This is a genomic window from Shewanella maritima (assembly GCF_043643735.1).
GTDB classification, from domain to species: domain Bacteria; phylum Pseudomonadota; class Gammaproteobacteria; order Enterobacterales; family Shewanellaceae; genus Shewanella; species Shewanella maritima_A.
Map to the genome: position 1 here is coordinate 195237 of NZ_JBHZSM010000001.1, position 25851 is coordinate 221087.

A 25851-nucleotide genomic window follows, 5' to 3' on the forward strand; every position below is an offset into this window, starting at 1 on the left:
GTTACCGCTTTACTGCATTACAAAACCAGTAAATAGCACTTGTTCGACAACTTGCCTACCCGTCACAGCCTGCAGTGTATTTTGTACATTCAATAATGCTAATTGACGTAACTCATCTTTTCCGGCTTGGGTACTCAGTTTTTCTACGTCTGCGCTACTGAATGTTGTTAATAGGGCATCTTCGATTAACGGAATATGCTGCCTTGTTAACACGTCATCACTACCACGCACCATTAACTGCACTTTTATTTCAACCAAACGAGCACGATTCGCCCCAGGTAAATTGAATAAAAATGGTCTAGGCATCCCTACATAATTAGCTTTACCGGTAGGCGCTGCCGTTGCAGATTCCATTGATTGTTGAGGATCCGCTGAAGCATCAGCTTCAGGCTCACTCGAGCCTAAAAAGAACCAAACAGCCCCGCCAATTGCCAAGAGTAATACCAACCCAATGACGCCAAAAATAATCATTTTCTTCTTTTTACTGCCAGAATCTTTTTCGTCTAACTCTAATTCTTCAGCCATGGAAAATCCTGCCTTTAAAAAATAGGTTACATAATCTCAACAGATGTCATGTAATGCTTTAGCAAACCAATTCACATTACTATAGGTTAACCGCTTATGCATAATAATCTATGCCCGAATGCGAGTTTGACGGCGATTTTTCCATCAATACAGACTCTTGCACGGTTGTTTCGTCGATATGTTCACCTTGAGTATGGCCTGCTGACTCTTCTCGATGGTCTTGTTGTCCACTCTGCCCTTGCTGTGAAACATGGCTATCGGCTAATGCCAACCCTTGTTGCTCTAGCATTTCTCTTAACCTAGGCAGTGCCTGCTCTAAAACATCACGTGTTTGACTTTGGGCTACCTGAAACTGCACCTGAGTTTGATCACCTTGTACTTGAATCTTGACCATCATTGAGCCTAACTCTGGTGGGTCTAAGCGAATTTCAGCCTGACCAATACCTTTACTTACCATCGACATGAGTTGCTGCTTCATCACGGGGGCAAAGCGCTGGATCATTTGCTGCATAGACACATTCGCATCTGCTTGTTGTCGCAATGAAAGCTGGACTTGTGGCACGTCAGTCTTAATGAGATTATTTGAAGAAGATTGATTCTGTAGTGAAGATAACTCAACGGTATCATCAGCGAGTTGCGCATGAGCTATTTCAGACTGTACTTTGGGGATAAATGATTCAACATTCGCCAAGGGAGCGGAGGCAACTTTACGCATAACCACGGATATTTCGGTGTTGACAAAAGGTTTATCACCACCCAATTCAAGCTTATTAACGCTAGTAACATCAGCCTTAGTCGCTAACTCCAAAACCGATTTTTCGCCCAGTATGGCATTAGGTATACTCAGACTTGATGCTTGAGTGTTTGTGGTTTGCTTTACATTTTGTGTGCTCATTTGGGATGAAAGGGTAGCGACTTCTGCGATGACTTTAGCGTCAGTTTTGTCAACTTTCATCGCGTTCAGGTCAACTGTTTGATTGGATAATACTTTGCTTTGCGCCTGCTCGGCTTGATTTGCCACCTGGACGTTATTGATCAAAGGTCGTGAATCACCCGTTTCTTTATTAGCTTGATTAGCTTGGCTTTCTTTGCCACTGGCTAACTGCGATTTATCAGATATTACGTTTTGCGCTGTTAATTTATCGACGGATACTTTATCAACTGGTATTTTCTCAAATAGCAATCTATCAATAGGCAAACCTTCCCTATGTTTCTCACTATTTTGTACCAAGCTTGTGTCTCGCATTAATTCAGCATTGCCTTGAGTGAAAGAAACATTGTCTAGTGGGACGGCCCCTGATACTTGAGCAACACCTTTTTGTTGACTTAGATTACTGACCAATTGAGTTAACTCTGCTTTCGTCATTACGCCAAGCTCAGTAAACGACTGCCCAGATAAGGCGATTAATTTCGAACTTTGGGCATGGCTTAGACTCGACAAATATTCTTGTGATGTTTGCGAAGCATTCAACTGAGGAATGATTGTGTCATCGGCTTTGACAGTGTTACTTAATTGCGCTATTTGCTTGGTAAGCGTTTCATCTTCAGTTGTATCACCTGAAAGCGGCAATGTTTTTCCGTCACTCACAATGGTTCCAGATCCTTGCTCAGCATTGCTGTCCGCTAATTTTATATGCTCAGCCATGTCAATTTGAGCAAATACTAATTCAACATTTTGCTCAACGTCTAAATTATCTGACTGCAGTTCATCAATAGGTAAAGTAATCATTTTACCATCTTGTAAAAGCTGATCTTTAGCTGCAGATGTAAGCTCAGCTTGATTAGCGTCAGTCAACAGAGCGTTATTAGCCTGATGAAAAAGCTCGGTAAACTCCTGATTAGTATCAGATTTAGAAACATTAATCGCAGTTTTACCTGAGATCTTAGTTGACTCACCTAATAGAAAGTTACCCATCTGCTGCATGATGTTGCCTCATATCAATAGAATGCTTACTCGCGCCAATGCGCTAAGTGGTGCCACAGCGATATTAATCAGCAATCAGCTTTGAATAGCACTTAAAGAGTTGCTGTCATTTGAATGACACACTACGACGACCAATAAAAACAAAGCAATTTAAATGCCAAAAATAAAAATACCGCTCGATTCATTCGAGCGGTATTCGTCGTTTAAGCTATTTAAGGCTTACTCAAACGATTGTGTATTTAACACCTTGCATACCAAAGCCGTTAACTTAAGGTCTATTGATATTCTTGATAAGCTTCACCTTCAGATAGCCACAATGGCGCTGGCTTACCTTTCAAGTAATGCTCAAAATACTCCATCATTTTGATTGAGTAATCCAATTTGTTTGGATACTTTTTCAAATGATGTGGCTCATCTTGATACTGCAAGAACACCACATCTTTGCCAGTACGACGCATGGCCAGATACATTTCGACACCTTGCTCCCAAGGCACCGCATCGTCTTTGTCACCAAACATAATCATCATTGGCGTTTGAATACGCTCTGCGTAAAACACTGGAGAATTCTCAATGTATTTTTGAGGACTTGAAAATAAGCTAGAGCCGATACGACTTTGTCCAGTTTCATACTGAAACTGTCGAGCTAAACCGCTGCCATGGCGAATACCACTGTATGCACTGGTCATATTGGATACTGGCGCACCACTTACTGCAGCTTTAAAAATATTGGTTTGGGTAACAGCAAATGCTGTTTGATAGCCACCCCAAGAGTGCCCTTGAATACCAACAGCATCTGGGTCGGCAATACCCATATCGATAATTTTCTGTACCCCAGCTGTTAATGCCTTCACAGCTGAAATCCCAGGATAACCTTCCTCAAAACGAATATCCGGTAAGAAAATGGCATAGCCGTTGTCTGCATACCAAGCAAAATTCGGACGATGGTTAATTTTCATATCAGGAAATGCATGTAAACGGTCGCTCATAAATCGATAGAAGTACACCAAAACCGGATACTGTTTCCCCTCTTGATAATTGGTTGGCTTAATTAATACACCGTCAGCAGGTAAACCATCACCATCTCGCCACTGAACAAGTTCAGCTTGTCCCCAAGCAAAAGCCTGTCTTTGCTTATCCAGTTGTGTGATTTGCTTAGCATTTTCAAAGGAGCTTAATTCTGTAACTTGAAGGTCTGGATATAGATCATAGCGTTGCTCGCTAAACACTAAGGTTTCAGTGTTTTTCGCTCTAGCCAATATTTTGCGCTTTTTCTCACCTGTTGTTACCTGCTTAATTTCTGCAATACCTTCTTTACCAAGGTAAAACTGATCGGCTTTATTGATATGGCTATAACCATGGAATAACAGGGTTTGTTCATTACTGATTGTTGGCTGGAAAGGCGTGTTATCAGCTAGAGCAACTAATCTAAACTGAGTGCCCGTTTTACGCCCTTCACCGTTAGTCAGCATGAAGCCACTATGAGAAGTGCTATTAAATTGCCACGCATCATACTTGTCATAAACGATCACGCTGCTGCCATCTTCAATCCATGGACCAAAACCATAACCAGGAGCGGGGCTTGGGTAATCGTGATCTTCATTAGCAAACGGCGTTGCAATATTCTGAGTCAGATTAATTTTGCGGCCATTGGCTATATCGAATATAAACACATCACCCATTTTAAAATAGGCCATGAAGCGTGCATTTGGTGACAACGTTGGCATTTGGTAACTAGATTGCTGTGGCAAAATCAGTAATTTATTACCCGTGTTGATGTCTACAAGGTAAATATCACGGTAAAAGCCTGCCCAAGTTATCATTTTTTGGTATGGCAGATCAGAGCTACCAATGAGGTAACGTTTTTGCTCACCTAATTCAATATCAGGTACCTGTTGATCTGCTAGTTGAACGATGCGATTTGCTTTGACATGTAATACTGCCAAGTAAGTACGTGCCAACTCATCTTGATACTCTTTCACTTCCTGCGGCTTAATTTTTTTATCTTCACCGTGCCATACGCGTAAATTTCTTTTACCGGTGATGATATCGATATTAAGCACATCAGCTTTATCTTCAAATTCAGCGATGCTTGCTTGTTCATTTACACTAGGAACACGGCCAAAGAACAAACGCTCATTATCTTGTGAAAAGTTCAAATTTGAATGTTGATTTAACGTCCAGTTCTTCTCTGCTTGCGGTAACGATAGTGCGGCATGATTATTGAGGTCATATAAGCCTAGTTGATACTCGCGCCCCCACCTTTTATTGGCTTGTTCACCGTAAGTAAAAGCTAACTTACTGGCATCAGGGCTGATCGCCAGCTCACCAATAAAATCTGTTGCGGAAGTCAATAATGTTGTCGTGGTTAGCTGTTTTAACTCAACGGCTAACAACTGGTGTTGTTTTGCTTGTGCGTCGTTGATAGCAAGTGCTAACTGCTCACTTGAACTATTTATCACAAATTGGGTGACATGTTGAAAATCAAGTTGTTGTTTATTGGCTAGCGCTATCACACTCAATGGCGCACCAACATCAGCATCTTCTACTTTAACTTTGTCTTCAGATTCTTTTTTCTCAGCATCTTTATCTTCTTTGGGCGGGCTAAACCACACCACCAAGAATTGACCATCTTCACTGAAACTGGCTGACTTTACATCTTCAAATTGCTGCTGCGTACCCGTTTGTGTATCCAGTAGCACTAATGCATCTGATAATTTGTCTTCTTTTTTGGCCGTTTCTTTACTAAACAAATCAGGCGACATTGTAGCAATAACAAAACGACCATCAGCTGACGTTTGTGGTTTAGATGCACCAACTAAATCAAAGGTTTTATTGGTTTCTAGCTGCTTTACAATTGATCGGCTATTGCCTCTATCAGGTTTAGCTTCAACAGCAACCACTGAACCGTTATCAGCAATCACAGGTTTTTGCAGAGATTCAAACTGCATGATGTCCTGTAGTTGTATCGGTTGAGTCTGGGAAGCATGAACCGAGGCGGTCGCAGCTAATAATGCGATAGGTAGTATTTTAAATCCTTTCACAATCGTCCTCTTATTATTGTTTTATAAGGGTATTCGACCAAAGTCGTCTTTCTAAACATCAGTTGAATCGTATGCTATTAGCAATCATCATAAATTACACGACGCTATTTAACTAGCATGTTTGAGCATCAGAGTGAGTCATCTCTAACCTCATATTCTCGGCTAAATTGATTACGATTACGCATTTGTTGCCAAGCATCATAAATCAATCTGGAGATGAATAATTGCCAAACCACAAAATTTATGTGATTTAGCTCACTATTTTCTGTAAATAAAGATGAAAAGTCGTTAAAATACGCCGCAGAAATTAGAAGACTTTCAGTGTCATGTAACCGTGAGTAACACGGAATGACCATCGCAGTAACCACAACCGTGGAAGGACAATACATGTCAAAACGTAAAATAACCGTGATCCCAGGTGATGGGATTGGTCCAAGCATCATTGATTCAGCTTTAAAAATTCTAGACAAGGTGGGTTGTGATTTCGAATACGAATTCGCAGATGCAGGCTTAACAGCGTTAGAAAAACACGGCGAGTTACTCCCTCAGCGCACGCTTGATTTAATCGAACAAAATCGCATTACCTTAAAAGGACCACTCACCACACCAGTAGGTGAAGGTTTCACTTCAATCAACGTTAGCTTGCGTAAAAAGTTCAGCTTATATGCCAATGTACGTCCAGTGAACTCTTTCAAAGGTACGCAAGCCCGTTACGAAGATATCGACATTATTACTATTCGTGAAAACACAGAAGGTATGTACTCAGGTCTTGGCCAGAAAGTATCTGATGACGGTGCGACTGCTGAAGCGACAAGTATCATTACTCGTCAAGGTGCAGAACAAATCACGACATTCGCATATGAACTTGCCCGTAAAGAAAACCGCAAGAAAGTGACTATCGTGCATAAAGCAAACATCATGAAGTCAACCTCTGGTTTATTCTTGAAAGTTGCCCGTGAAGTTAGCGAGCGCTACCCAGATATCACGACTGAAGAAATGATTGTTGATGCGACTTGCATGAAACTAGTGATGAATCCTGAAAACTTTGATGTGATTGTAACCACTAACCTATTCGGCGACATTCTTTCAGATCTTTGTGCGGGATTAGTTGGCGGCTTAGGCATGGCACCTGGTGCAAACATTGGTAAGGATGCGGCAATTTTTGAAGCGGTACACGGCAGCGCGCCAGACATCGCGGGTAAAAACCTTGCTAACCCGACTTCTGTTATTCTAGCTTCTATTCAAATGCTTGAATACTTAGGTATGGGCGATAAAGCAGAGCAAATCCGCAATGCTATCTCAGCTGTCATTGAAGAAGGTGACCGTACTACTCGTGACCTTGGTGGTACGCATGGTACAACTGATTTCACTCAAGCTGTATTAGATAGACTCGGATAAAAAGCTACACATTTACAGCAAAAAGCCCTTGGATCATTCAAGGGCTTTTTTATTGAGCAAGCATTAGACTTGTTAACCCTGAATACTTGCTCAGGCGTAATTTACACCCTTTTCAGGGAACAACCACAAATGAACAGTGACTTCATCTCGGTCATGGTACAAGTGCTTGCACTGCATTTCGAAGTCGATATTATTTTCGGCTAAAATGTCGCTCATAGTAGATAAAATGACTTTAACTTCTTTATAGCGGCTTTTCATTGGTAACTTTAGGTTGAAAATGGCTTCTTTAAACCAACCATTAATCGCCCAAGCTTCCATTAACTCAGCCACACGAGATGGCTTTTCAACCATGTCACACACTAGCCAGTAGATATTTTTTCTTGGCGGTTCGAAACGAAAACCATCAGCGCGGTAATGTTTAACCTGCCCCGTCTCCATCAGCTTTTCATTCATTGGGCCATTATCAATCGCCGCAACCATCATACCGCGGCGTACTAATTGATATGTCCAACCACCTGGACACGCACCTAAATCAACGGCGTTTAAACCACTTCGGCATCGTTTCTCTTGCTGCTCTTTTGTCAAAAATGCGCCAAACGCTTCATCTAACTTCAATGTTGAACGGCTCGGGGCATCAGCTGCCATTTTAAGCCTCGGGATCCCCATAAAGTGAGGTGAGCTATTGTGGCTCAAAGAATAGCCAACATAAGCTTTACCAGGTGCGATAAAGCACACATGAATAATAGGTCGCTTAGGGTTTTCTTTGTTTAATAGAATTTGCTGCTTTTTAAGTTGCAGCCTTAACGGCACGGTAAACTTACGGCAAAATGCGGAAAGCTCTTTTGCTTCATTGGTATCGGGCGTTTCAACTCTTAAATCACCGCACTGCGTTAACTCAGATAACGCTTCAGCAATAGGACTAACGCGATCTTGCTCAGGTAAGTTGCTCAGCAACTCGGCTGCGGCAAACATTTGTCTCGCAAATACAAGTGAGTTCAGCGGTAAATTAAGCATTAATGTGTCTGCACCATCGTCTTCAAAACATTGAAAAACGACAAAAGCATCATTCACATTGGTTTTTACAAAACCGCCCACATTCAACTGTGCTGCACGATCTTGGATTTCCGCAGCACAATCTTTCTCATACCCTGCACGGCAATATAAAACGAGGTTTTTCATCTTTAACCTTATACCAGAAACAAACGCTGGCGATTATAACGCATTACCCTGCCGAGGTACTATGTCCATTCTTGGCTATTCGCTACTTTCTTTAAAAGTGCTACTGATCAATACAAAGGCAAATAATCCCCAGCCTAATAATAGTAAGCAGCCCCCAATCGGGGTGATGGGACCGACCCATTTAACACCAGTCAATACGTACAAGTATAGCGATCCCGAAAATAGTACGGTACCGAGCACAAAGCTATATGCTGACCAGATAAGTTGCTTTGAAGGAATGTGTGCATAACTGAGCGCTAGCGCAACAAGTGCAAAGGTATGATAAAACTGATATTCAACTGCGAGCTTAAAAATACTGATGAGTTCAGGTGGCGCAATATGCTTTAATCCATGGGAGCCAAATGCGCCCAATGCAACAGCAATGAAACCTGAAACAGCAGCGACTAACATTATGTTCTTATTCATCATTAATTTAAATACTCTGTTATATAGTTAACGGCGACATCCAGATTGCCCTCAAAATCAAAGCCGGATTTTTTACGCGGTTTAAAACTATGGTCGCCATCTCCAATCCATTTAATTTCCACGCCGTGGCGTATTGACCATTGCGGCAATTGTTCGCGATTGCCAAACGTGTCACGCTCACCTTGAAGAATCAGAATTGGCATTTGGCTTTGGTTTAATGGGGATAACCTTGGCTCCTTGCCTTTCGGTGGCAAAAATGGGTATCCAAGGCAAATAACATGTGACACCTCTTTTTGCACCAGCTTGGCAACGTCATTTTCAATTTGATGTTCATCTGACATCAAAATAGCAGACATGCGCCCGCCCATGGATTTACCGACTAATACAATACGATGGTAATGCACTTTGCCTTCTTGCTTAAGCGAATCAATCTTTTCCAGCACAGACTCATAATGCGCCAGCAACTTAGGCGCTCTATCAGGCGGTCTACGTTTACCATCTGCCATATTGGCTTGCATGTATAAGAAGTTAAAACGCAGTACTTGGAATTGGGCTGCAACTAATTTTTGCGCCATTTGCGCCATAAATTCATGGTGCATATTGGCACCAGCACCATGGGCAAACACAATCAAGGTGTCTGAAGGAGTGCCTTGTAAAAGATAATCTGACACTAAATCTTGCGTAGGGATATTCGTTTCGCCTGAGATATTATTATTTTGACTCATGCTTTATCCTGCCAAAAGGTCACTACGTGACTCTTCTGCAAACATATCGACCATCCACTCTCTAAATGCAGATACTTTGCCTAACTCTGAATGGCTATGTTGACACACTAAATAATAAGCATCCTTACTCATCAGCACTTCTGAAAACGGACACACAAGACGACCAGCTTTAATATCAGGCCTCGCTAATACACTGTAACCTAAAGCAATTCCCTGACCATGGGCGGCTGCTTGTAATACTAATGATGAATGACTAAAGATTGGCCCTTGGTTAACATTAATATCGCTAATGTCACACTGCCGAAACCAGGCTTGCCAATCATGGCGGCTAGAGTCGTGTAATAAGGTGTGATGTTTTAAGTCTCTAGGCTCTGCCAATGGCTTAGGGCCATTGAGTAATAATGGCGAACATACTGGTATCAGCACTTCGTTACGCAGTTTATCAGCACGTAACCCCGGCCAATTTCCCTGACCATAAAAAATAGCAACATCCACATCATCGGTTAAGGCACCTTCATCACTATCAACCGCCTTGATACGCACATCAATGTCAGGATTTTTCTCACTAAATTTTGATAAACGAGGCACAAGCCACTGAATAGCAAAGCTCGGAGACATGCTTACTGTCAGTGAGCCAACAGCACTTCTTGCCAGTAGCCTGTCAGTTGCTTCACCTAATTGAATAAAGATATCTTTTATGTCAAGAAAATAGCTCTGACCTTCTTCTGTTAACAATAATGATCTATTTTTACGTCTAAAGAGCTTAAGCCCTAAAAAATCTTCTAATGCTTTGATTTGATGACTCACAGCAGCTTGTGTCACGAAAAGCTCTTCTGCAGCCCTTGTAAAGCTTAGGTGTCTTGCTGCGGCTTCAAATGCTTTCACTGCATTTAACGGTGGTAATCGTCTAGACATAGTGATCTATCTCAAAATTTTTAATTAGTTTTTCTAATGATTATGGTTATTTTTTGTCGTTTGTAAAGAACACTGCGTTTGCGTAAAATTTAGCCATTGAAATTTGAGGTTGGACAGTCTCTACGACGTGAAAGGGAATGTCCGACAGATGAAAAGTTATCTGCCCGGAGGCAACCCATATGTTTAACACAAAAACTGTTTTAGCAATTGCTCTTACTAGCGCACTCTCGTTCACCGCTTCAGCTAACGAAACATTAGCCCTAGATTTTGATGACTTACATGCCAGCATCAACGCTGAGCTGACTCAGGGTATGGAAGACATGCAAAAAGCAGCGACAGCATCAACTAACCTAGAGTTAAAAACTGAAACGAAGCAAGAAGTTGAAACTGTTCAATTATCACTTGCTGACTAAGCAATGCTTAGATTAACGATATAATTCGTTAACACAACAAAAAGCCGCATTTATTGCGGCTTTTTTAGTATTTAACTGTCAATCGTCTTCACCCAGTATACGTTCACTCACTTTTCTGTGCTCAGTATTCCCCACACTGTAAAAGCAAGGTCATATAACTAAGTACGCTAATATTGCGTTCGAAGCACAAATACAAAAAAGGCACTATCAAAATAGTGCCTTAAAAATTAATCGCCTATTAGACATCAAACTTTCGAGCTAATAGTCACCAAAACGCGCTTATGGTCGATAAACTTTAACGTTAGTATTGCCTTGTTCAATCAAATACAGCGCCTGAAGCTTACTCATCACACCACGGTCACAATATAGCAGGTAAGTTTTAGATTGATCTAAGTCAGCAAATTTTGTGGCCAGCTTAAAGAATGGAATCACTTCAACATCAACACCATCAATATCCAGCGGTGATTGCTCTTCTTCTTCTGGTGCTCGAACATCAATAACAACCTCGCCTTTGGCGATGTCTTTAACCGTTTCGGTTTCTGTAATTTGCTGATTCATTTCGGCTTCAATATCTCTAATGTCCATAACGACGGCTGATTCAACGACTTTATCAATCATATCTTCAGTAAATTTAGTTTCTTCAGCTTCAATCTTTGAAAGCACCGCCTTAACGGTAGGCTTTTGCGAAATCACACCACAATATTCAGGGATAGATTTTGCAAAGTCTTCAGTACCAATTTCACGGCTCTGATTGATAATATCTTGCTTGTCCATCGCGATCAGAGGACGCATGATTAATAAATCAGTACAACGGTCAATCACATTTAAGTTAGTTAAGGTTTGGCTAGATACTTGACCTAAGCTTTCACCTGTAACCAAAGCTTGAATACCATATTTGTCAGCAATTTTAGCCGCAGTACGCATCATTACACGCTTGAGAATCACGCCCATTTGGCCGTTATCAATTTTCTCAAGAATTTCAGCAACAACAGGCTCAAATGGCACAGAAATAAAGCGAACCTTATGAGATTCACCATATTTTTTCCATAAATGGAATGCAACCTGCTTCACACCAATCTCATGCTGTGCACCACCTAAGTTAAAGAAGCAATAGTGGGTACGCGCACCTTTTTTAATGAACTGATAACTTGATACACCAGAGTCAAAACCGCCAGAAATCAGCGATAATACGTCTTCTTGGGTGGCCATTGGGAAGCCGCCTAAACCAGGAATACGTCGCTCAACCATGTACAATTTATCTTGGTCTATTTCCAGATTGACTGTCATATCAGGATTTTTTAAACGCACGCCAGACGCTTCAGTATGTTGATTTAACCCGCCACCAACATAGCGCTCAACTTCAATCGAATTAAAATCATGTTTACCACTACGCTTTACCCTGACACAAAAGGTTTTACCCGCTAATAAATCACGGTATTTAGGGAGTGCTTGCTGGTAAATATCGTCAATTGAAGTAAATTCTGACTCACTGACTTGAATAACGTGAGCAATACCCGGAATACAAGATAAACGCTCTGCAAATGCATCAGCTAAATGAGCTTTATCACTTGGCGCTTTGACTAATATACGGTCATATAAACGCTGTACTTTTGCGTCTTCATCAACCTTTTTCAAAACATTTCGAATATTCGTTTCGAGTATTTTCGTAAATCGCATTCTTACCGATTTACTTTTCATCATAATTTCTGGGTACAGCTTAACGATAAACTTCATTAGATATCCGCAGGCATAAGCATAAAAGCTTTCCAGTCAAACATTCTTTGACAAGAAAGCTTTAAGATTGTGCATTAAGGTTTAAACACGGCTTGGCACTGTTTATGTGTGAGCTCCAAGTCAGATTTCACTGCTTTGCTTTTATCATTTCAACACTGAGTATTAAATAAAAAAAGCGACTAAATTCCTTTTGAATCAAGGCATAAAGTCATAAAAAACAGACAAACCAAACAGACCAAGCAAAATAATCGCGTGATTATATCAAAATTAACTACTTTACCAAATCAATTCCCATCAAAAAGCAAAAAGCACCTCATAAAGGTGCTTGTAATGATTAAAGAGTTGTTGCTAACTTGGCTGATTACTGTGCAATGGTAATTTCATCAGATTCCATGGGTTTGCCTTGCTCTATGGAGATCTCAACACGTCTATTGCGAGCACGATTCCCGTCTGAGTCATTCTCAACCAATGGCTTGTTAGAGGCCTCACCCACCACTTTCATTCGTGCTTCATCAAAGCCACGCACTAGCATCATTTCATGAGCGACGGCTACGGCTCGTTGACTCGATAAATCCCAATTAGAGCTATAAAGCTCATTATTAATATGCGCGCCATCGGTATGACCAGAAACCGTAATAATGCCTGGTACGTCTTTCAACAACTCGCCAATTGAACGCACGATGGGTTTGAATCTAGGCTGTAAAAAGCCTGAGCCAGAAGCAAACGCGCCTTTTTCTCTGATACGAATAATGATTTGCTGACCCAGTGATTCAATTTCAATTGCGCCATCGACAATTTCTTCATTCAATTGCTCAGCCATTTTCTTGACTTGCTCATTGATATTATCTTGCTCAGATGCCGCACTTTGTTGTGCTGATTGAGCTGCTTGTTGCGCTGTAGCGGATGCATTACCACCACGTTGTTCACCAGATTGTTTCTGTACTCCACCTGCACTGTCATCATCACCAGCTTGATACTCAATGGTTTGCTGAGTCATCTCATTAGTCTGCTGATTAATAATCTCAATGGGTGTGGGATCAGGGCGACCAGGTCTAAACTCCAGTGCGATGACAGATGTCCCTTTGGGGATGTCTTTGACTTCAACTTTATTTTGTACACCAAATGCATACTTCATTGAGCCTGCAATTTGCTTAAATTTGAGCACATCCATTTCTGAAAAGGCTAACAGGAGAACAAAGAAGCACATCAATAGCGACATCAAGTCCGCAAAGGTTGCTAACCAAAGCGGTGCGCCTGGTGGTGGGCAATCACATTTTTGTGCTTTTGCCATGGGCTATTCCCCGTCCGTGGTATCAATAACACGGGCTTTTTCAGCAAGGTAGTTTTTCAAGAAGCCTTCAATAACACGAGGGTTCTGACCGTCTTGAATGGCGAGCACAGCATCCATAATTAAATTGCGATTGAGCAGCTCCTCTTTCATTCGCAGCTCAAGTTTATCGGCCATGGGGATTGCCACCATATTCGCAATCATGGCGCCATAAAGGGTCGTCAACAATGCCACTGCCATCGCAGGACCAATGGTTTTTGGGTCATCCATGTTTGACAGCATGGCAACTAAGCCCACCAGCGTACCAATCATACCCATTGCGGGAGCAACATCTCCCAAGGCTTTAAAAATGCTCACCCCAAGTTTGTGGCGTTCTTCAGTGAGTGATATATCTTTTTCAAGGGCATTTCTTACCACTTCGCCATCATGGCCATCTACCAACATATCGACAGCTTTTTGCATAAAACTGTTGGTAATTTGCGCTTCTTCCAAAGCTAGGAAACCACCTTTTCGGGCAGCATCAGCCATACTAACTGATTGCTCAATTAACTCTTCCGGCTTATCAATTTTGAACATGAAAGCTTTTAGACCGATTTTAACCGATCCGAGAAACTGTTTTAGATTGAACTTCATCAATACAACAAACAGTGACCCCATGACCACAATCAACAAAGAAGGCACGTTAATGAACAGTCCCACGCCCCCACTAGAAGCCATTGAACCAATCACAAATCCAAACGCACCGATAATTCCGATTAGGGTAGCTAAATCCACATTATTTCCTTAATCATGTTTCTTGTTGATTGTATTGCTGTGTTTACTGGTACTCACGTGTAATATAATAACTTAGGCTAACACACAAGAATTGGCTTAAATTGTGTTCTACAGGCCAAATGAGACACATAAGTATTTTAGGCTAACAAACAGCGATTACAATTACTTATCGGTCATAGTTGTCTCAAGTTTAGCCTTTATTTACAGTTTATTACTAAACTTGGTCACTAAAGCGTGTGCTTGTGCAAATATCCATCGACTTAATTTGACCCACAAGACGGCCTGATATACCTTGTCACTCGCAAAACTATAGGAACAAATACAGTGGCTAAAAAACCTGAAAACCTCAGTTTCGAACAAGCAATTTCTGAACTTGAGCAAATTGTTGATCAACTAGAACAAGGCGATGTCTCTCTTGATGACGCCCTTAAACAATTTGAACGTGGAATTAAATTAGTCCGTCAAAGTCAAACCAAATTAGATCAAGCACAGCAGAAGGTCTCTATCTTAATGGAAGAGGATTCCGAGTCATTACAACCAATGCCGACGACAGCTGAATAACACATTCATGAACACAAAAGCTCAAGTAACGCCTCAATTATCAGACGCTCTTACCCAGATTCAACAGCGGGTAAATGGTGTACTGGCTGATAAAATCGATCAACTAGATGAAGCAGCTCCAGCCCTCAAAGCCGCAATGAAACATGGCGCTTTGCTCGGCGGCAAAAGAATTCGCCCCTTTCTGGTTTACAGTATTGGTCAAATGCTCGGTAAATCTTTGTCATCGCTTGATAATGCAGCGGCTGCAATTGAGTGCATTCATGCGTATTCGTTAATTCATGACGACCTTCCGGCAATGGATGATGATGAATTACGTCGCGGTCAGCCTACTGTACATATTGCATTTGATGAGGCAACGGCCATTTTAGCCGGTGATGCTTTGCAATCTATGGCCTTTGAATTAATCACTGAATCTCATCAAGATTTAACTGCTCAGCAGCAACTAAACATGGTGCAATCATTAGCTAAAGCAGCAGGCTATCGAGGTATGTGTGGTGGGCAAGCAATTGATCTTAGCGCTACCAATTGCCGTATTGATTTAGACAGGCTAACTGAACTCCATAATAAAAAAACGGGTGCATTGATCATTTGCGCCGTAGAACTGGCATTAATTGCGGCTCAAGCAGACGACAAAACAACGGCATCCATGATTGATTATGCCAAGGCGTTAGGCTTAGCGTTCCAAGTGCAGGATGATATTTTAGATATTACATCCAGTACGGAAGAACTAGGCAAGCCACAGGGCAGTGATCAGGACTCAAACAAAAGCACTTTCCCTCAGCTGCTCGGACTGCCAGGAGCACAAGATTGTGCTCAGCAACTAATTAACGATGCACTATCAGCGTTGGCTAATATACCTTACAATAGCCAACTAATTGCTAACTTCGCTCGCTACATCATTGAGCGTCGACTATAACAGAGCAGATTATCACCAATGAGTTTTGATATGTCGCAATACCCGGTGCTTGCTAAAGCCAATACACCGGAAGAGTTAAAACAAATACCGCAGAGCCAATTACCGCAATTGTCAGATGAGTTACGTCAGTTTTTATTACAATCTGTTGGTAACTCAAGTGGCCACTTTGCATCAGGCTTAGGTACGGTTGAGCTCACTGTCGCACTTCATTATGTATACAACACACCATTTGACCGTTTGATCTGGGATGTTGGCCATCAAGCTTACCCGCACAAAATTTTAACGGGCCGCCGCGACAGAATGCACACCATACGTCAGAAAAATGGGTTGCATCCCTTCCCTTGGCGTGAAGAAAGTGAATACGACACTTTCAGCGTAGGTCACTCAGGCACATCCGTCAGTGCCGCATTAGGCATGGCTGTTGCCGCAGAGCGCGAAAACAAAGGCCGTAAAGTGGTCTCTGTTATTGGCGACGGTGCGATGACAGGCGGTATGGTTTTTGAAGCCATGAACCATGCCGGCGATCTACACAATGACATGTTAGTGGTCTTAAATGACAATGAGATGTCAATCTCAGAAAATGTGGGTGCATTAAATAACCATCTAGCTCAACTGATGTCTGGTCGCTTTTACACCACGATTCGAGAAAATTCAAAGCGCGTGTTAAAAGACATGCCTGCCATTAAAGAAATCGCTAAGCGCACCGAAGAACACTTAAAAGGCATGGTGGTGCCAGGTACTCTATTTGAGGAGCTGGGCTTTAACTATATTGGCCCAATTGATGGCCATGATGTGGAAGCATTGGTTGAAACGTTACGCAATATGCGTAGCTTAAGCGGCCCACAATTTTTACATATCATGACTAAGAAAGGTCGTGGTTATGAACCTGCAGAGAAAGATCCAATCGGTTGGCATGCCGTTCCCAAATTTGACCCAAGCCAGTTCAAAAAACCAGTTGCAAAACCATCTGATCCAACGTTCTCACAGGTATTTGGTAAATGGTTATGCGATACCGCAGTCCAAGATAGTCAACTGATGGCCATCACACCAGCAATGCGTGAAGGCTCAGGTATGGTCGAATTCTCACAGAAATACCCTAAGCAGTATTTTGATGCGGCTATTGCTGAACAACACGCTGTCACTTTAGCGGCAGGCTTTGCTACTGAAGGTCTAAATGCCGTTGTAGCTATTTATTCTACCTTCTTACAACGTGGCTACGATCAGCTCATTCACGACGTTGCCTTACAGAAATTACCGGTGTTATTCGCAATTGACCGCGGCGGTATTGTTGGCGCTGATGGCCCAACCCATCAGGGGGCATTTGATTTAAGCTTTATGCGCTGTATTCCCAATATGGTTATCATGGCGCCATCTGATGAAAATGAGTGTCGCCAAATGCTGCACACAGGTCATTTATACCAAGATGGACCGTGTGCCGTTCGTTACCCACGTGGTTCTGCCACTGGTGCTGAGCAAGTAGAACAAATGACTCTGCTACCAATCGGTAAAGGTCTGTTGAAGCGCCAAAGCGAAAGCAAGCGTATTGCCATGCTAAACTTTGGTACCACGCTAGCTGCCACCTTAGCTGCAGCAGAGACCTTAGATGCTACCGTTGCCGACATGCGGTTTGTGAAGCCGTTAGACATGGATTTACTGCTCGAGCTAGCCAACACTCACGATGTAATAGTGACAGTTGAAGAAAATGCCATCATGGGCGGCGCGGGTAGCGGTGTCATTGAGGCATTGATGCAGCACAAAATCGTTAAGCCATGCTTGCAAATTGGTTTACCCGATGAGTTTATCAAGCACGGCGCACCGGATGAAATTATTGCAGAGCTGAGACTTGATGCTAAAGGCATTACAGCACAGGTTTCTGAGTTTTTAGCAGAGTAAACCTCACTTTGCTTAAACCCTAAAACACTGAAGTTTTTGTATCTTAGAAACAACAAAGCCCTTGATAGCTAACTATCAAGGGCTTTTTATTTGTCATAATATTTATTCGAACAGCTTTAATAAATGAGAATTTAAAGCACAAAAAAGGGCTGAAACATCAGCCCTTTAAACATAATTCAACTATGATAATTATGCTTCAGTATCAACGCTACCACCACCTTGAGAAACCATTACCATTGCAGGGCGTAATAAACGGTCATTTAATAGGTAGCCCTTTTGCATCACCATCATCACAGTATTGGCAGGGAATTCATTGCTTGGCTGCATACCAATGGCTTGGTGGTGATCTGGGTTAAACTCTTCACCTTGCGGGTCAACCAGCTTAACGCCAAATTTATCAACGGTAGATAAGAAACCTTTAAGGGTTAATTCAACACCTTCATGAACGGCTTTAGTTGCTTCATCTTCAGCCGATGTACCTTGCAGTGCGCGCTCCATGTTATCAATCACAGGTAGCAGCTCATTTGCAAATTTTTCTAAAGCAAACTTACGGGCTTTTTCTACTTCTTGAGCTGAACGAGTACGAATATTTTGTGTCTCTGCAGCCGCACGTAACTCAACATCTTTACGCTCAGCTAATGCAGCCTGAGTTTCTGCAAGTTGTTGTTCTAACTCTTCGATACGGAAATTAGCTTGGGTTAGCTCGTCCATTAAGCTTGCTTCTGATTGCTCACCAGACTCAACTTCGGTATTCACTACTTCTTCCACATGCTCTTCAGGGGCATTGTTTGACTCGTTGCTCATTTTCACTCCAGCTAAAAATGCTCTATTTTCACATTCTGTATAAATCGACGCCCGTTTAACGGTTTTTCACCTCTAAACTGACACAAATATCTAGTTTGGGTATATTATGGGGATCAATCTTGTGCTTTCAAGGGCTGTCGGCCGAACTAATCAATTTATGAGCAAAAAGTTTACTACCATAGGTTTAATTGGTAAACCTCATCACAAAGGCACCAATTTAACCTTGAAACGGTTACATCATTGGTTGTCTATGCAAGGCTACGTTGTCATTGTTGAAGAACGTGTCGCAGCTGAGCTTGGTACTGATATAAAAGCCGTAGACTTGTTAGAACTTGGCGAGTGTTGCGATCTAGCCATCGTGGTCGGTGGCGACGGTAATATGCTGGGTGCAGCAAGAGTACTGGCGCGCTTTGATATCGCTGTAATCGGTGTCAACCGTGGCAATTTAGGTTTTTTAACTGATCTGCCACCAGATAACTTCGAAAATGCTTTATCTAATGTACTTGATGGCGAATTTGAAACTGAGCACAGATTCCTATTGGAAGCTGAAGTGCATCGCCATGGCAAAATTACTTCAAGTAACACAGCTGTCAATGAAGCCGTTTTACACCCAGGTAAAATTGCCCATATGATCCAGTTTGAGGTGTACATAGATGAACAGTTTATGTACAGCCAACGCGCCGATGGTATGATTGTATCAACACCTACTGGTTCGACTGCCTATTCACTTTCTGCAGGCGGAGCAATACTTACCCCAAACCTACAAGCACTGATTTTAGTGCCTATGTTCCCTCACACACTTTCATGCCGCCCAATAGTGGTTGATGCAAGTAGTACAATCAAATTAGTTGTTTCGCCTGACAATGGTGAAAACCTTGAAGTAAGCTGTGATGGTCATGTTCACTTAGCAGTTTTACCCGGTGATGAAATCGTATTACGACGCTCGACTGATTGCCTAAGGTTGATCCACCCTAAAGGTCATAATTACTTCCACGTGCTACGTAACAAACTAGGCTGGGGTTCGAAGTTATTTTAACGATTATTTTTTAATACTTCCTTCCCCTTCCGCCCTCAAAGTTAGACTAATCGTGAGCCGATTAAACGGTGATTAGATAAGAAGTGCTATCAGGGTTTTAGCCATCCCCTAACGTAATACATACCGATTTCTCGTGACCCAATTCACATCTAAATCAAATGAAAAAAGATAGTATAAAAGAGCTTAATAAAATAACTTTTAGTTATTACAAACCCTTAACTACTCCTTTATAGATAGTTGACAATTGTGACAAAAATCACAGCCGGTTTAGCATAAGTTAGACCTAGCTCTCACTTATTAGGCTGTGGTCATGTGTTGCGGCAATAGATGATCTTGATCAATTAATTAACAAATGAAATAGCGTCTATTAGACGCGCATTTTTAGTAAGCAGTAATTTAGTCCAATAATAATATTAAAAGACTTAACTCTATCGTTCTCAAATTGAGGCAAGCATGACAACTCTACAATTAATCGCAAGTTTAACACCCATCATTAGTGTGATGGTGTTCCTGGTTTTTCTACGCATGCCAGCGTCGAGAGCCATGCCAATATCAATGGTTGCTACAGCACTAGCCGCAATCTTTATTTGGCAAATGGACACAACCTTCCTAGCCGCATCTGTGGTTGAGGGGCTATTGTCGGCAATCACCCCACTTTCCATCATTTTCGGTGCTGTTTTCCTACTTAACACACTCAAATATTCCGGTGCGATGGACACTATTCGCTCTGGCTTCACCAACATCAGCAGTGACGCTCGCGTTCAAGTCATCATCATTTGTTGGCTATTTGGCTCCTTTATTGAAGGTTCTGCAGGTTTTGGTACACCCGCTGCCATTGGTGCACCGTTACTTGTGCTACTTGGTGTGCCGCCAATTGCCGCGGCAGTAGTTGCCTTGATTGCTGATTCCACATCAGTGTCTTTTGGTGCCATTGGCCTGCCAGTGCTGTTCGGTATGGAACAAGGCTTAACAGAAGGCGGGATAAATATGGCCGCTGAACAAGTGGCTGCACATGGTGGTAACTTTGCTGATTATGCGCAGTTTATTGCAATGCATATGATCACCATTGACTTAATAACCGGTTCACTCATTCCACTGGCATTAGTGATGATATTAACTGGCTTCTTTGGTAAGAATAAGTCGTTCAAAGAAGGCTTACAGGTGTGGAAGTTTGCCCTATTTTCTGGTTTTGCCTTTACTGTTCCAGCATGGTGTATTAACTATGTCGCAGGCCCAGAGTTTCCATCAGTTATTGGCGCACTGATCGGTATGGCAATCGTTATTCCAGTTGCTAAAAAAGGCTGGCTACTGCCAGACACGCCTTGGAATGATTTTGAAGAGTCAGACTCAACAGGTGATACGCAGCAACAAACGACTCAACAGCATACTAAATTTAGCCAAATCGCCGCTTGGTCTCCATATTTAATTATGGCGGCATTATTGGTACTGTCTCGCGTCATCGAGCCATTCAAGTCATTCTTAACCAGCTTTAATATCAGTTGGACAAACCTGCTTGGTACTGATTTAGGTGCCAGCTTTGCGACGTTCTATGCTCCGGGTATTTTCTTTGTGGTGGTGTGTTTAATTGGCTTTGTATTGTTCAAAATGAAAAGCGATGCCATTAAACAATCATTCACAACGTCTTGTTCATCCATGTTACCGACTATTATTTCATTAGGCGCGTCAGTGCCAATGGTTAAAATCTTCCTTAACTCAGGTGAAAATAGTGCCAATCTCGCATCGATGCCAGTCGCGCTTGCGGATTTGCTAGCGAGTAGTATGGGCGCAGTATGGGCTTGGGTTGCACCTGTGGTAGGTATCTTTGGTGCATTCTTATCTGGTTCTGCCACCTTCTCCAATATGATGTTCTCTGGTCTACAATATTCAGTAGCAGATAATATCGGCATGAACCACGCACTGGTACTTGGTTTACAGGGCATTGGTGCTAACGCCGGTAACATGATGTGTGTAATGAACGTTGTTGCGGCTGCGACAGTTGTTGGTATGGCTGGACGTGAATCAGAGATTATCCGTAAAACAATGCCAGTCGCCCTTGCTTATGCCTTTATTGGCGGCACAGTAGCATTCATTTGGGGTGGTTTCTAATCCCTGCCTAATTTAGGCCAAAGCAAGGCTTTGGCCTCGTTAACCTGTCAAAAATATGAGTACAGTTTATGAGTATTAATTATCAAGCTGTCATGGATGAGCTAGTTTTAAAATTAGGCAAAGATGCCGTTAGTAATGACCCAGTGCGCCGTTTCGCATGGTCAACAGATGCCAGTTATTTCCGCATCGTACCTGAAATTGTGATACATGCCGATGATACGGAACAAGTTAAAGCAACCTTAGAGATCGCCAACAAATATCAAGCGCCCATTACTTATCGCGCTGCTGGCACTAGTTTGTCTGGCCAAGCTATCGGTGAAGGTATTTTGCTAATGCTAGGCCATGATGGATTTAGAAAAATCGACATTAGTGATGACCACAGTAAAGTTACCTTGGGCTCAGCAGTCATCGGTGCTGATGCCAATACCGCATTAAAACCCTTTGATAAAAAAATTGGCCCCGATCCTGCCACCCTTGCCTGTGCAAAAATTGGCGGTATGGTATCAAATAACGCCTCAGGAATGTGTTGTGGCACCGCGCAAAACACTTATCAAACCATCGATTCTGCCAAACTCATTTTCGCAGACGGTACTGAGTTAGATACGGGTTGTGAACAATCTAAGGCACGCTTTTCAGCAACACATGCAGAACTATTAACCGCTTTGAGTGATCTCGCTAAGATGACTCAAAATAATCCAACATTGACGGCACGTATTAAGAAGAAATTTGCCATCAAAAATACCACGGGATATAGCATCAACGCGCTGGTCGATTTCAGCGATCCTTTTGATATTATTAATCATTTGATTGTGGGCTCAGAAGGTACGTTAGCCTTTGTCAATGAAGTGACCTACAACACCGTTGACGAAGCTAGATTCAAAGCTTCAGCGATGGCTGTATTTTTCAATATGGAAGATGCAGCGAAAGCCGTACCACCATTAAATACCGATGCCGTTGCCGCGGTAGAGTTATTGGACTGGGCATCAATAAAAGCCGTTATGGGTAAGCCTGGCATGCCTGAGTGGTTATCAAATTTACAAGAAGGCGCTGCCATTTTGCTCATTGAGTGTCGTGCAAATGACAAACAAACGCTTGAGCGAAATACTCAAACCGTTATTGAAAGTATCGCACATATTGAAACTGAACGGCCTATTGCCTTCAGTGACGATCCAGCTGTTTATGGTCAATACTGGGCAATGCGCTCAGGATTATTTCCAATCATTGGCGGTGAACGCCCTAAAGGGACTTCCGTCATTATTGAAGATGTGGCATTTGAGCTACCTCACCTTGCGCCAGCTGCAGCAGACTTAACCGAGTTGTTCCATAAACACGGCTATCCTGAAGGTGTGATTTATGGGCATGCCCTAGCGGGCAATTTCCACTTTATCATCACGCCAACATTCTCGAGTAAAGAGGATATCGATCGTTTCCATGCCTTTATGGAAGATGTAGCCGAAATGGTGATCAACAAGTATGACGGTTCGATGAAAGCTGAGCATGGTACTGGCCGAGCTGTTGCCCCGTTTGTTGAAATGGAATGGGGAACCGATGCATATACCTTAATGAAGCAAATCAAACAGGTATTTGATCCTACAGGCTTATTGAACCCTGGTGTCCTGCTCAATGACGATGCCAACATTCATGTTAAGAACATTAAGCCATGTCCGGTGGTTGATGACTTAGTTGACCGTTGTATCGAATGTGGCTTTTGTGAGAAAACCTGCCCTACATCGGCACTCAACTTCTCGCCACGTCAGCGTATTGCTACATTACGTGAAATAGAACGTCTAGAGCAGTCAGGCGACAGTGTTGCAGCAGAGAAAATGCGCGCAGACTCAAAGTATGACGTGATTGATACCTGTGCAGCTTGCCAGTTATGCACCATTGCCTGCCCTGTTGATAACAGCATGGGCGACTTGGTTCGTAAACTGCGTACACCTTACATCACTTCAACTGAGCAAAAAGTACTTGATTTTCAAGCCAATCATTTTGGTAAAGTCAATCAAGTGATTAGTTCAGGCTTTGATGCCTTAGGCGTTGTGCACAAAATAACCGGTGCTAAGGTGACTAACAGCCTAATGGGTGTTGGCCGTATGCTGAGTAAAGAAGTGCCTTATTGGAATCCTGATTTTCCAAAAGGCGGTAAAGTCGCTAAACCTTCTCCGGCCAAGTCAGGACAAGAAACAATCGTTTACTTCCCTGCGTGTGGCGGTAGAACTTTTGGTCCAACTCCGAAAGACCCAGATCAACGTTCTTTGTCTGAGGTTGTGATCACTCTATTGGAGCGTGCGGGCTACAATGTGTTGACACCAGATAACACACGTCATTTATGTTGTGGGCAGATGTGGGAATCAAAAGGTGACTTCAACAATGCCAATGCTAAACGCGATGAGCTAATTGAAGCCGTTAGCCAAATGACAGATGGTGGTAAGGTGCCAGTGGTTGTGGATGCATTATCATGTACATACCGCACCCTAACAGGTAACCCTAAAGTGGATGTGATTGATCTCGTGGAATTTATGCATGATAACATTTTGCCAAATATCAACATTTCCAAGAAAGCCAATATCACCTTACATCAAGGCTGTAGTGCCAGAAAAATGAAGCTTGAGCCTAAACTCCAAGCCATTGCTGATGCCTGTGCCGAACAAGTAGTACTGCCAGCAGGAATAACGTGTTGTGGTTATGCAGGTGAAAAAGGGCTATATAAGCCTGAAATTAATGCCAGCGCATTACGCAATATCAAAAAGCTCATTCCTACTCAAACTAAAGAAGGCTATTACGCCAACCGTATGTGTGAAGTGGGGTTAACCCAACACAGTGGGATTTCTTATCGCCACTTAGCCTATTTACTCGAAGAGTGCACTCGTTAATAGGCTAAACGCAAGTGTTAATGGCACAAAACCAAAAAGGCATTGAATACATCAATGCCTTTTTTAATGAGTGAAATACAAGGAACTAACTCAAACGATATTACGAACAATAAACAGCGAATTAATGACCACCGATACACCCAAGCAGTGCTTGTTCGACTTGTGCTTTATCAAATGGTTGCGCGCAAGGGTTCGACTCATTAACAATAATTTCGACACGTGAATCAAAGGTTTCATCTAGCTCACTCAAGCACAAATCACTGTCAACCCAATTTACACCTAAAATACCATCATAAGTTATCACCGCGCCCTTGAGCCTAACCACATTGGCATGTTGCTGTGATTTCACCCATGTCATAAACCGGTCAAATCCGAAACTCACTTCCGGCGCGAATACCCATCCGTGGCTGACATATTCTTGCTGTTGATGAGTAAAGTACTGCATCATCTCACCTTGCCAGTCAATGTCAGCCAATAGCGTAGGTTCAACCAAGTTGTTATCGGTAAATAATCCAGGCGCTTGTGGTGCAACAAAGCTCGTTCGCTGAGTTTGGATGGGTTTAGCTGCAATACGCGATGTAAAGGTGCTAGGGTGACAAATAAGGTTTTGGAGCTGTGTTAGCGCTTCGGTTTGTAGAGGCAGTGTTCCTGCTATTGTGTGCTGCGGGAATGCGCCAATGACTGATAACCAATCACTTAGAGAGCTTAAATCATTATCACCATAGGTTTCTGATTTACTGGCAATCACAACATCAGCTACTCTGGCCTGCTGTATAAAGGTATCGTTAAGTGCGTATTTCTCATCTGCTACCTTTGTGGCATCTATCAGGGTGATAACAGAGTCAAGTTGTAACACAGGTGAGAAATACTCATTGCAAAGCGTCTGTATGATTTGCTTAGGGTGTCCAAGCCCTGTGGGCTCAATCAATATTCGGTCTGGTTTTGCTTGTTGAATAAGCTGGCTAATTGCCACTTGAGTTGGTAAACCCGCCGCACAGCACAAACACCCCCCTGGCACTTGCTTAATTAATAGCTCACCTGCAGCTTTATCTTTGGCGCTCATTAAGCTGGCATCAATACCAACTTGGCCAAACTCATTCACCAACACCGCCCATGTTTCATTATCAGGCTTATGCTGCAACAAGGTTTTAATCAAGCTGGTTTTACCGACGCCTAAAAAGCCGGTGATCACATTCACGTTAATCTTTTTTGTGGAGATCTTCATAGTCTTCCCTGAAACAAGCTATCAATTCAAGCTAATCATAACTGACGTCAAAGGCA

At 42.4% G+C, this 25851-nt stretch carries 20 protein-coding genes; 8 read left to right on the top strand and 12 right to left on the bottom strand.

All coding sequences use genetic code 11. The features are described 5' to 3' along the window. Positions 1–9 precede the first annotated feature (9 nt). The 3 genes from fliL to ACHUGF_RS00850 all read right to left on the bottom strand — a co-directional run bounded on the left by fliL (position 10) and on the right by ACHUGF_RS00850 (position 5493). Positions 10–525 (bottom strand): flagellar basal body-associated protein FliL, encoded by a 516-nt coding sequence (gene fliL, locus ACHUGF_RS00840; RefSeq protein ID WP_394128876.1) that lies wholly within the window; start codon positions 523–525, stop codon positions 10–12. Between the two features lie 94 nt (positions 526–619). Then, entirely contained in the window at positions 620–2449 is a 1830-nt protein-coding gene (locus ACHUGF_RS00845; RefSeq protein WP_394128877.1) for a flagellar hook-length control protein FliK, read from the bottom strand. A gap of 275 nt (positions 2450–2724) precedes the next feature. Further along, entirely contained in the window at positions 2725–5493 is a 2769-nt protein-coding gene (locus ACHUGF_RS00850; protein ID WP_394129128.1) for a S9 family peptidase, read from the bottom strand. A gap of 384 nt (positions 5494–5877) precedes the next feature. Between ACHUGF_RS00850 and ACHUGF_RS00855 the strand changes: the two genes are divergently transcribed. Beyond that, complete coding sequence (locus ACHUGF_RS00855) at positions 5878–6888, top strand: isocitrate dehydrogenase (RefSeq protein ID WP_394128878.1); 1011 nt, start codon at positions 5878–5880, stop codon at positions 6886–6888. Positions 6889–6978: 90 nt separating this feature from the next. Here the strand turns inward: ACHUGF_RS00855 and rlmM are convergent, their stop codons facing one another. The 4 genes from rlmM to ACHUGF_RS00875 all read right to left on the bottom strand — a co-directional run bounded on the left by rlmM (position 6979) and on the right by ACHUGF_RS00875 (position 10172). Further along, entirely contained in the window at positions 6979–8067 is a 1089-nt protein-coding gene (gene rlmM / locus ACHUGF_RS00860) for a 23S rRNA (cytidine(2498)-2'-O)-methyltransferase RlmM (protein ID WP_394128879.1), read from the bottom strand. A gap of 75 nt (positions 8068–8142) precedes the next feature. Continuing rightward, positions 8143–8532 carry a DUF423 domain-containing protein gene (locus tag ACHUGF_RS00865; RefSeq protein WP_394129129.1) on the bottom strand — a complete coding sequence of 130 codons (390 nt, stop codon included), beginning with the start codon at positions 8530–8532 and terminating at the stop codon, positions 8143–8145. Between the two features lie 2 nt (positions 8533–8534). Further along, complete coding sequence (locus ACHUGF_RS00870; protein WP_394128880.1) at positions 8535–9257, bottom strand: alpha/beta fold hydrolase; 723 nt, start codon at positions 9255–9257, stop codon at positions 8535–8537. Positions 9258–9260: 3 nt separating this feature from the next. Continuing rightward, the gene (locus ACHUGF_RS00875) at positions 9261–10172 is read right to left on the bottom strand and encodes a transcriptional regulator GcvA (RefSeq protein ID WP_394128881.1); all 912 of its coding nucleotides are present in this window, start codon (positions 10170–10172) and stop codon (positions 9261–9263) included. A gap of 179 nt (positions 10173–10351) precedes the next feature. On the opposite strand from ACHUGF_RS00875, the gene ACHUGF_RS00880 reads away from it, so the two are divergent. Then, on the top strand, positions 10352–10585 hold the full coding sequence (locus ACHUGF_RS00880) for a hypothetical protein (protein WP_394128882.1): 234 nt from the start codon (positions 10352–10354) through the stop codon (positions 10583–10585). Positions 10586–10864: 279 nt separating this feature from the next. On the opposite strand, the gene thiI is transcribed toward ACHUGF_RS00880, so the two are convergent. The 3 genes from thiI to pomA all read right to left on the bottom strand — a co-directional run bounded on the left by thiI (position 10865) and on the right by pomA (position 14381). Continuing rightward, positions 10865–12319 carry a tRNA uracil 4-sulfurtransferase ThiI gene (gene thiI, locus ACHUGF_RS00885; RefSeq protein ID WP_394128883.1) on the bottom strand — a complete coding sequence of 485 codons (1455 nt, stop codon included), beginning with the start codon at positions 12317–12319 and terminating at the stop codon, positions 10865–10867. Between the two features lie 361 nt (positions 12320–12680). Then, positions 12681–13610 carry a flagellar motor protein MotB gene (locus ACHUGF_RS00890; RefSeq protein WP_394128884.1) on the bottom strand — a complete coding sequence of 310 codons (930 nt, stop codon included), beginning with the start codon at positions 13608–13610 and terminating at the stop codon, positions 12681–12683. Between the two features lie 3 nt (positions 13611–13613). Continuing rightward, positions 13614–14381: a flagellar motor protein PomA gene (pomA, locus tag ACHUGF_RS00895; RefSeq protein ID WP_394128885.1), complete on the bottom strand. Its 768-nt coding sequence runs from the start codon at positions 14379–14381 to the stop codon at positions 13614–13616. A gap of 324 nt (positions 14382–14705) precedes the next feature. Here pomA and xseB point away from each other — a divergent pair, with 324 nt between their 5' ends. The 3 genes from xseB to dxs are packed head-to-tail and all read left to right on the top strand — an operon-like array spanning position 14706 to position 17751. Continuing rightward, a complete protein-coding gene (xseB, locus tag ACHUGF_RS00900; protein ID WP_394128886.1) occupies positions 14706–14942 on the top strand; it encodes an exodeoxyribonuclease VII small subunit in 237 nt (78 codons plus the stop codon). Positions 14943–14949: 7 nt separating this feature from the next. After that, entirely contained in the window at positions 14950–15858 is a 909-nt protein-coding gene (gene ispA / locus ACHUGF_RS00905) for a (2E,6E)-farnesyl diphosphate synthase (RefSeq protein WP_394128887.1), read from the top strand. A gap of 18 nt (positions 15859–15876) precedes the next feature. After that, a complete protein-coding gene (gene dxs, locus ACHUGF_RS00910; protein WP_394128888.1) occupies positions 15877–17751 on the top strand; it encodes a 1-deoxy-D-xylulose-5-phosphate synthase in 1875 nt (624 codons plus the stop codon). A 189-nt stretch (positions 17752–17940) separates the two neighbouring features. On the opposite strand, the gene grpE is transcribed toward dxs, so the two are convergent. Continuing rightward, positions 17941–18555, bottom strand: coding sequence for a nucleotide exchange factor GrpE (gene grpE, locus ACHUGF_RS00915; RefSeq protein ID WP_394128889.1), 615 nt, complete (start codon positions 18553–18555; stop codon positions 17941–17943). A 157-nt stretch (positions 18556–18712) separates the two neighbouring features. Between grpE and nadK the strand changes: the two genes are divergently transcribed. The 3 genes from nadK (at position 18713) to ACHUGF_RS00930 (ending at position 24570) form a co-directional block, all read left to right on the top strand. Continuing rightward, a complete protein-coding gene (nadK, locus tag ACHUGF_RS00920) occupies positions 18713–19591 on the top strand; it encodes an NAD(+) kinase (protein ID WP_394129130.1) in 879 nt (292 codons plus the stop codon). 453 nt (positions 19592–20044) lie between these two features. Further along, positions 20045–21697, top strand: coding sequence for an L-lactate permease (locus ACHUGF_RS00925; RefSeq protein ID WP_394128890.1), 1653 nt, complete (start codon positions 20045–20047; stop codon positions 21695–21697). Positions 21698–21765: 68 nt separating this feature from the next. After that, positions 21766–24570 (top strand): FAD-binding and (Fe-S)-binding domain-containing protein, encoded by a 2805-nt coding sequence (locus ACHUGF_RS00930; protein ID WP_394128891.1) that lies wholly within the window; start codon positions 21766–21768, stop codon positions 24568–24570. A gap of 121 nt (positions 24571–24691) precedes the next feature. Here ACHUGF_RS00930 and ACHUGF_RS00935 read toward each other — a convergent pair whose 3' ends face one another. Beyond that, on the bottom strand, positions 24692–25795 hold the full coding sequence (locus ACHUGF_RS00935) for a CobW family GTP-binding protein (protein WP_394128892.1): 1104 nt from the start codon (positions 25793–25795) through the stop codon (positions 24692–24694). Positions 25796–25851: the final 56 nt, after the last annotated feature.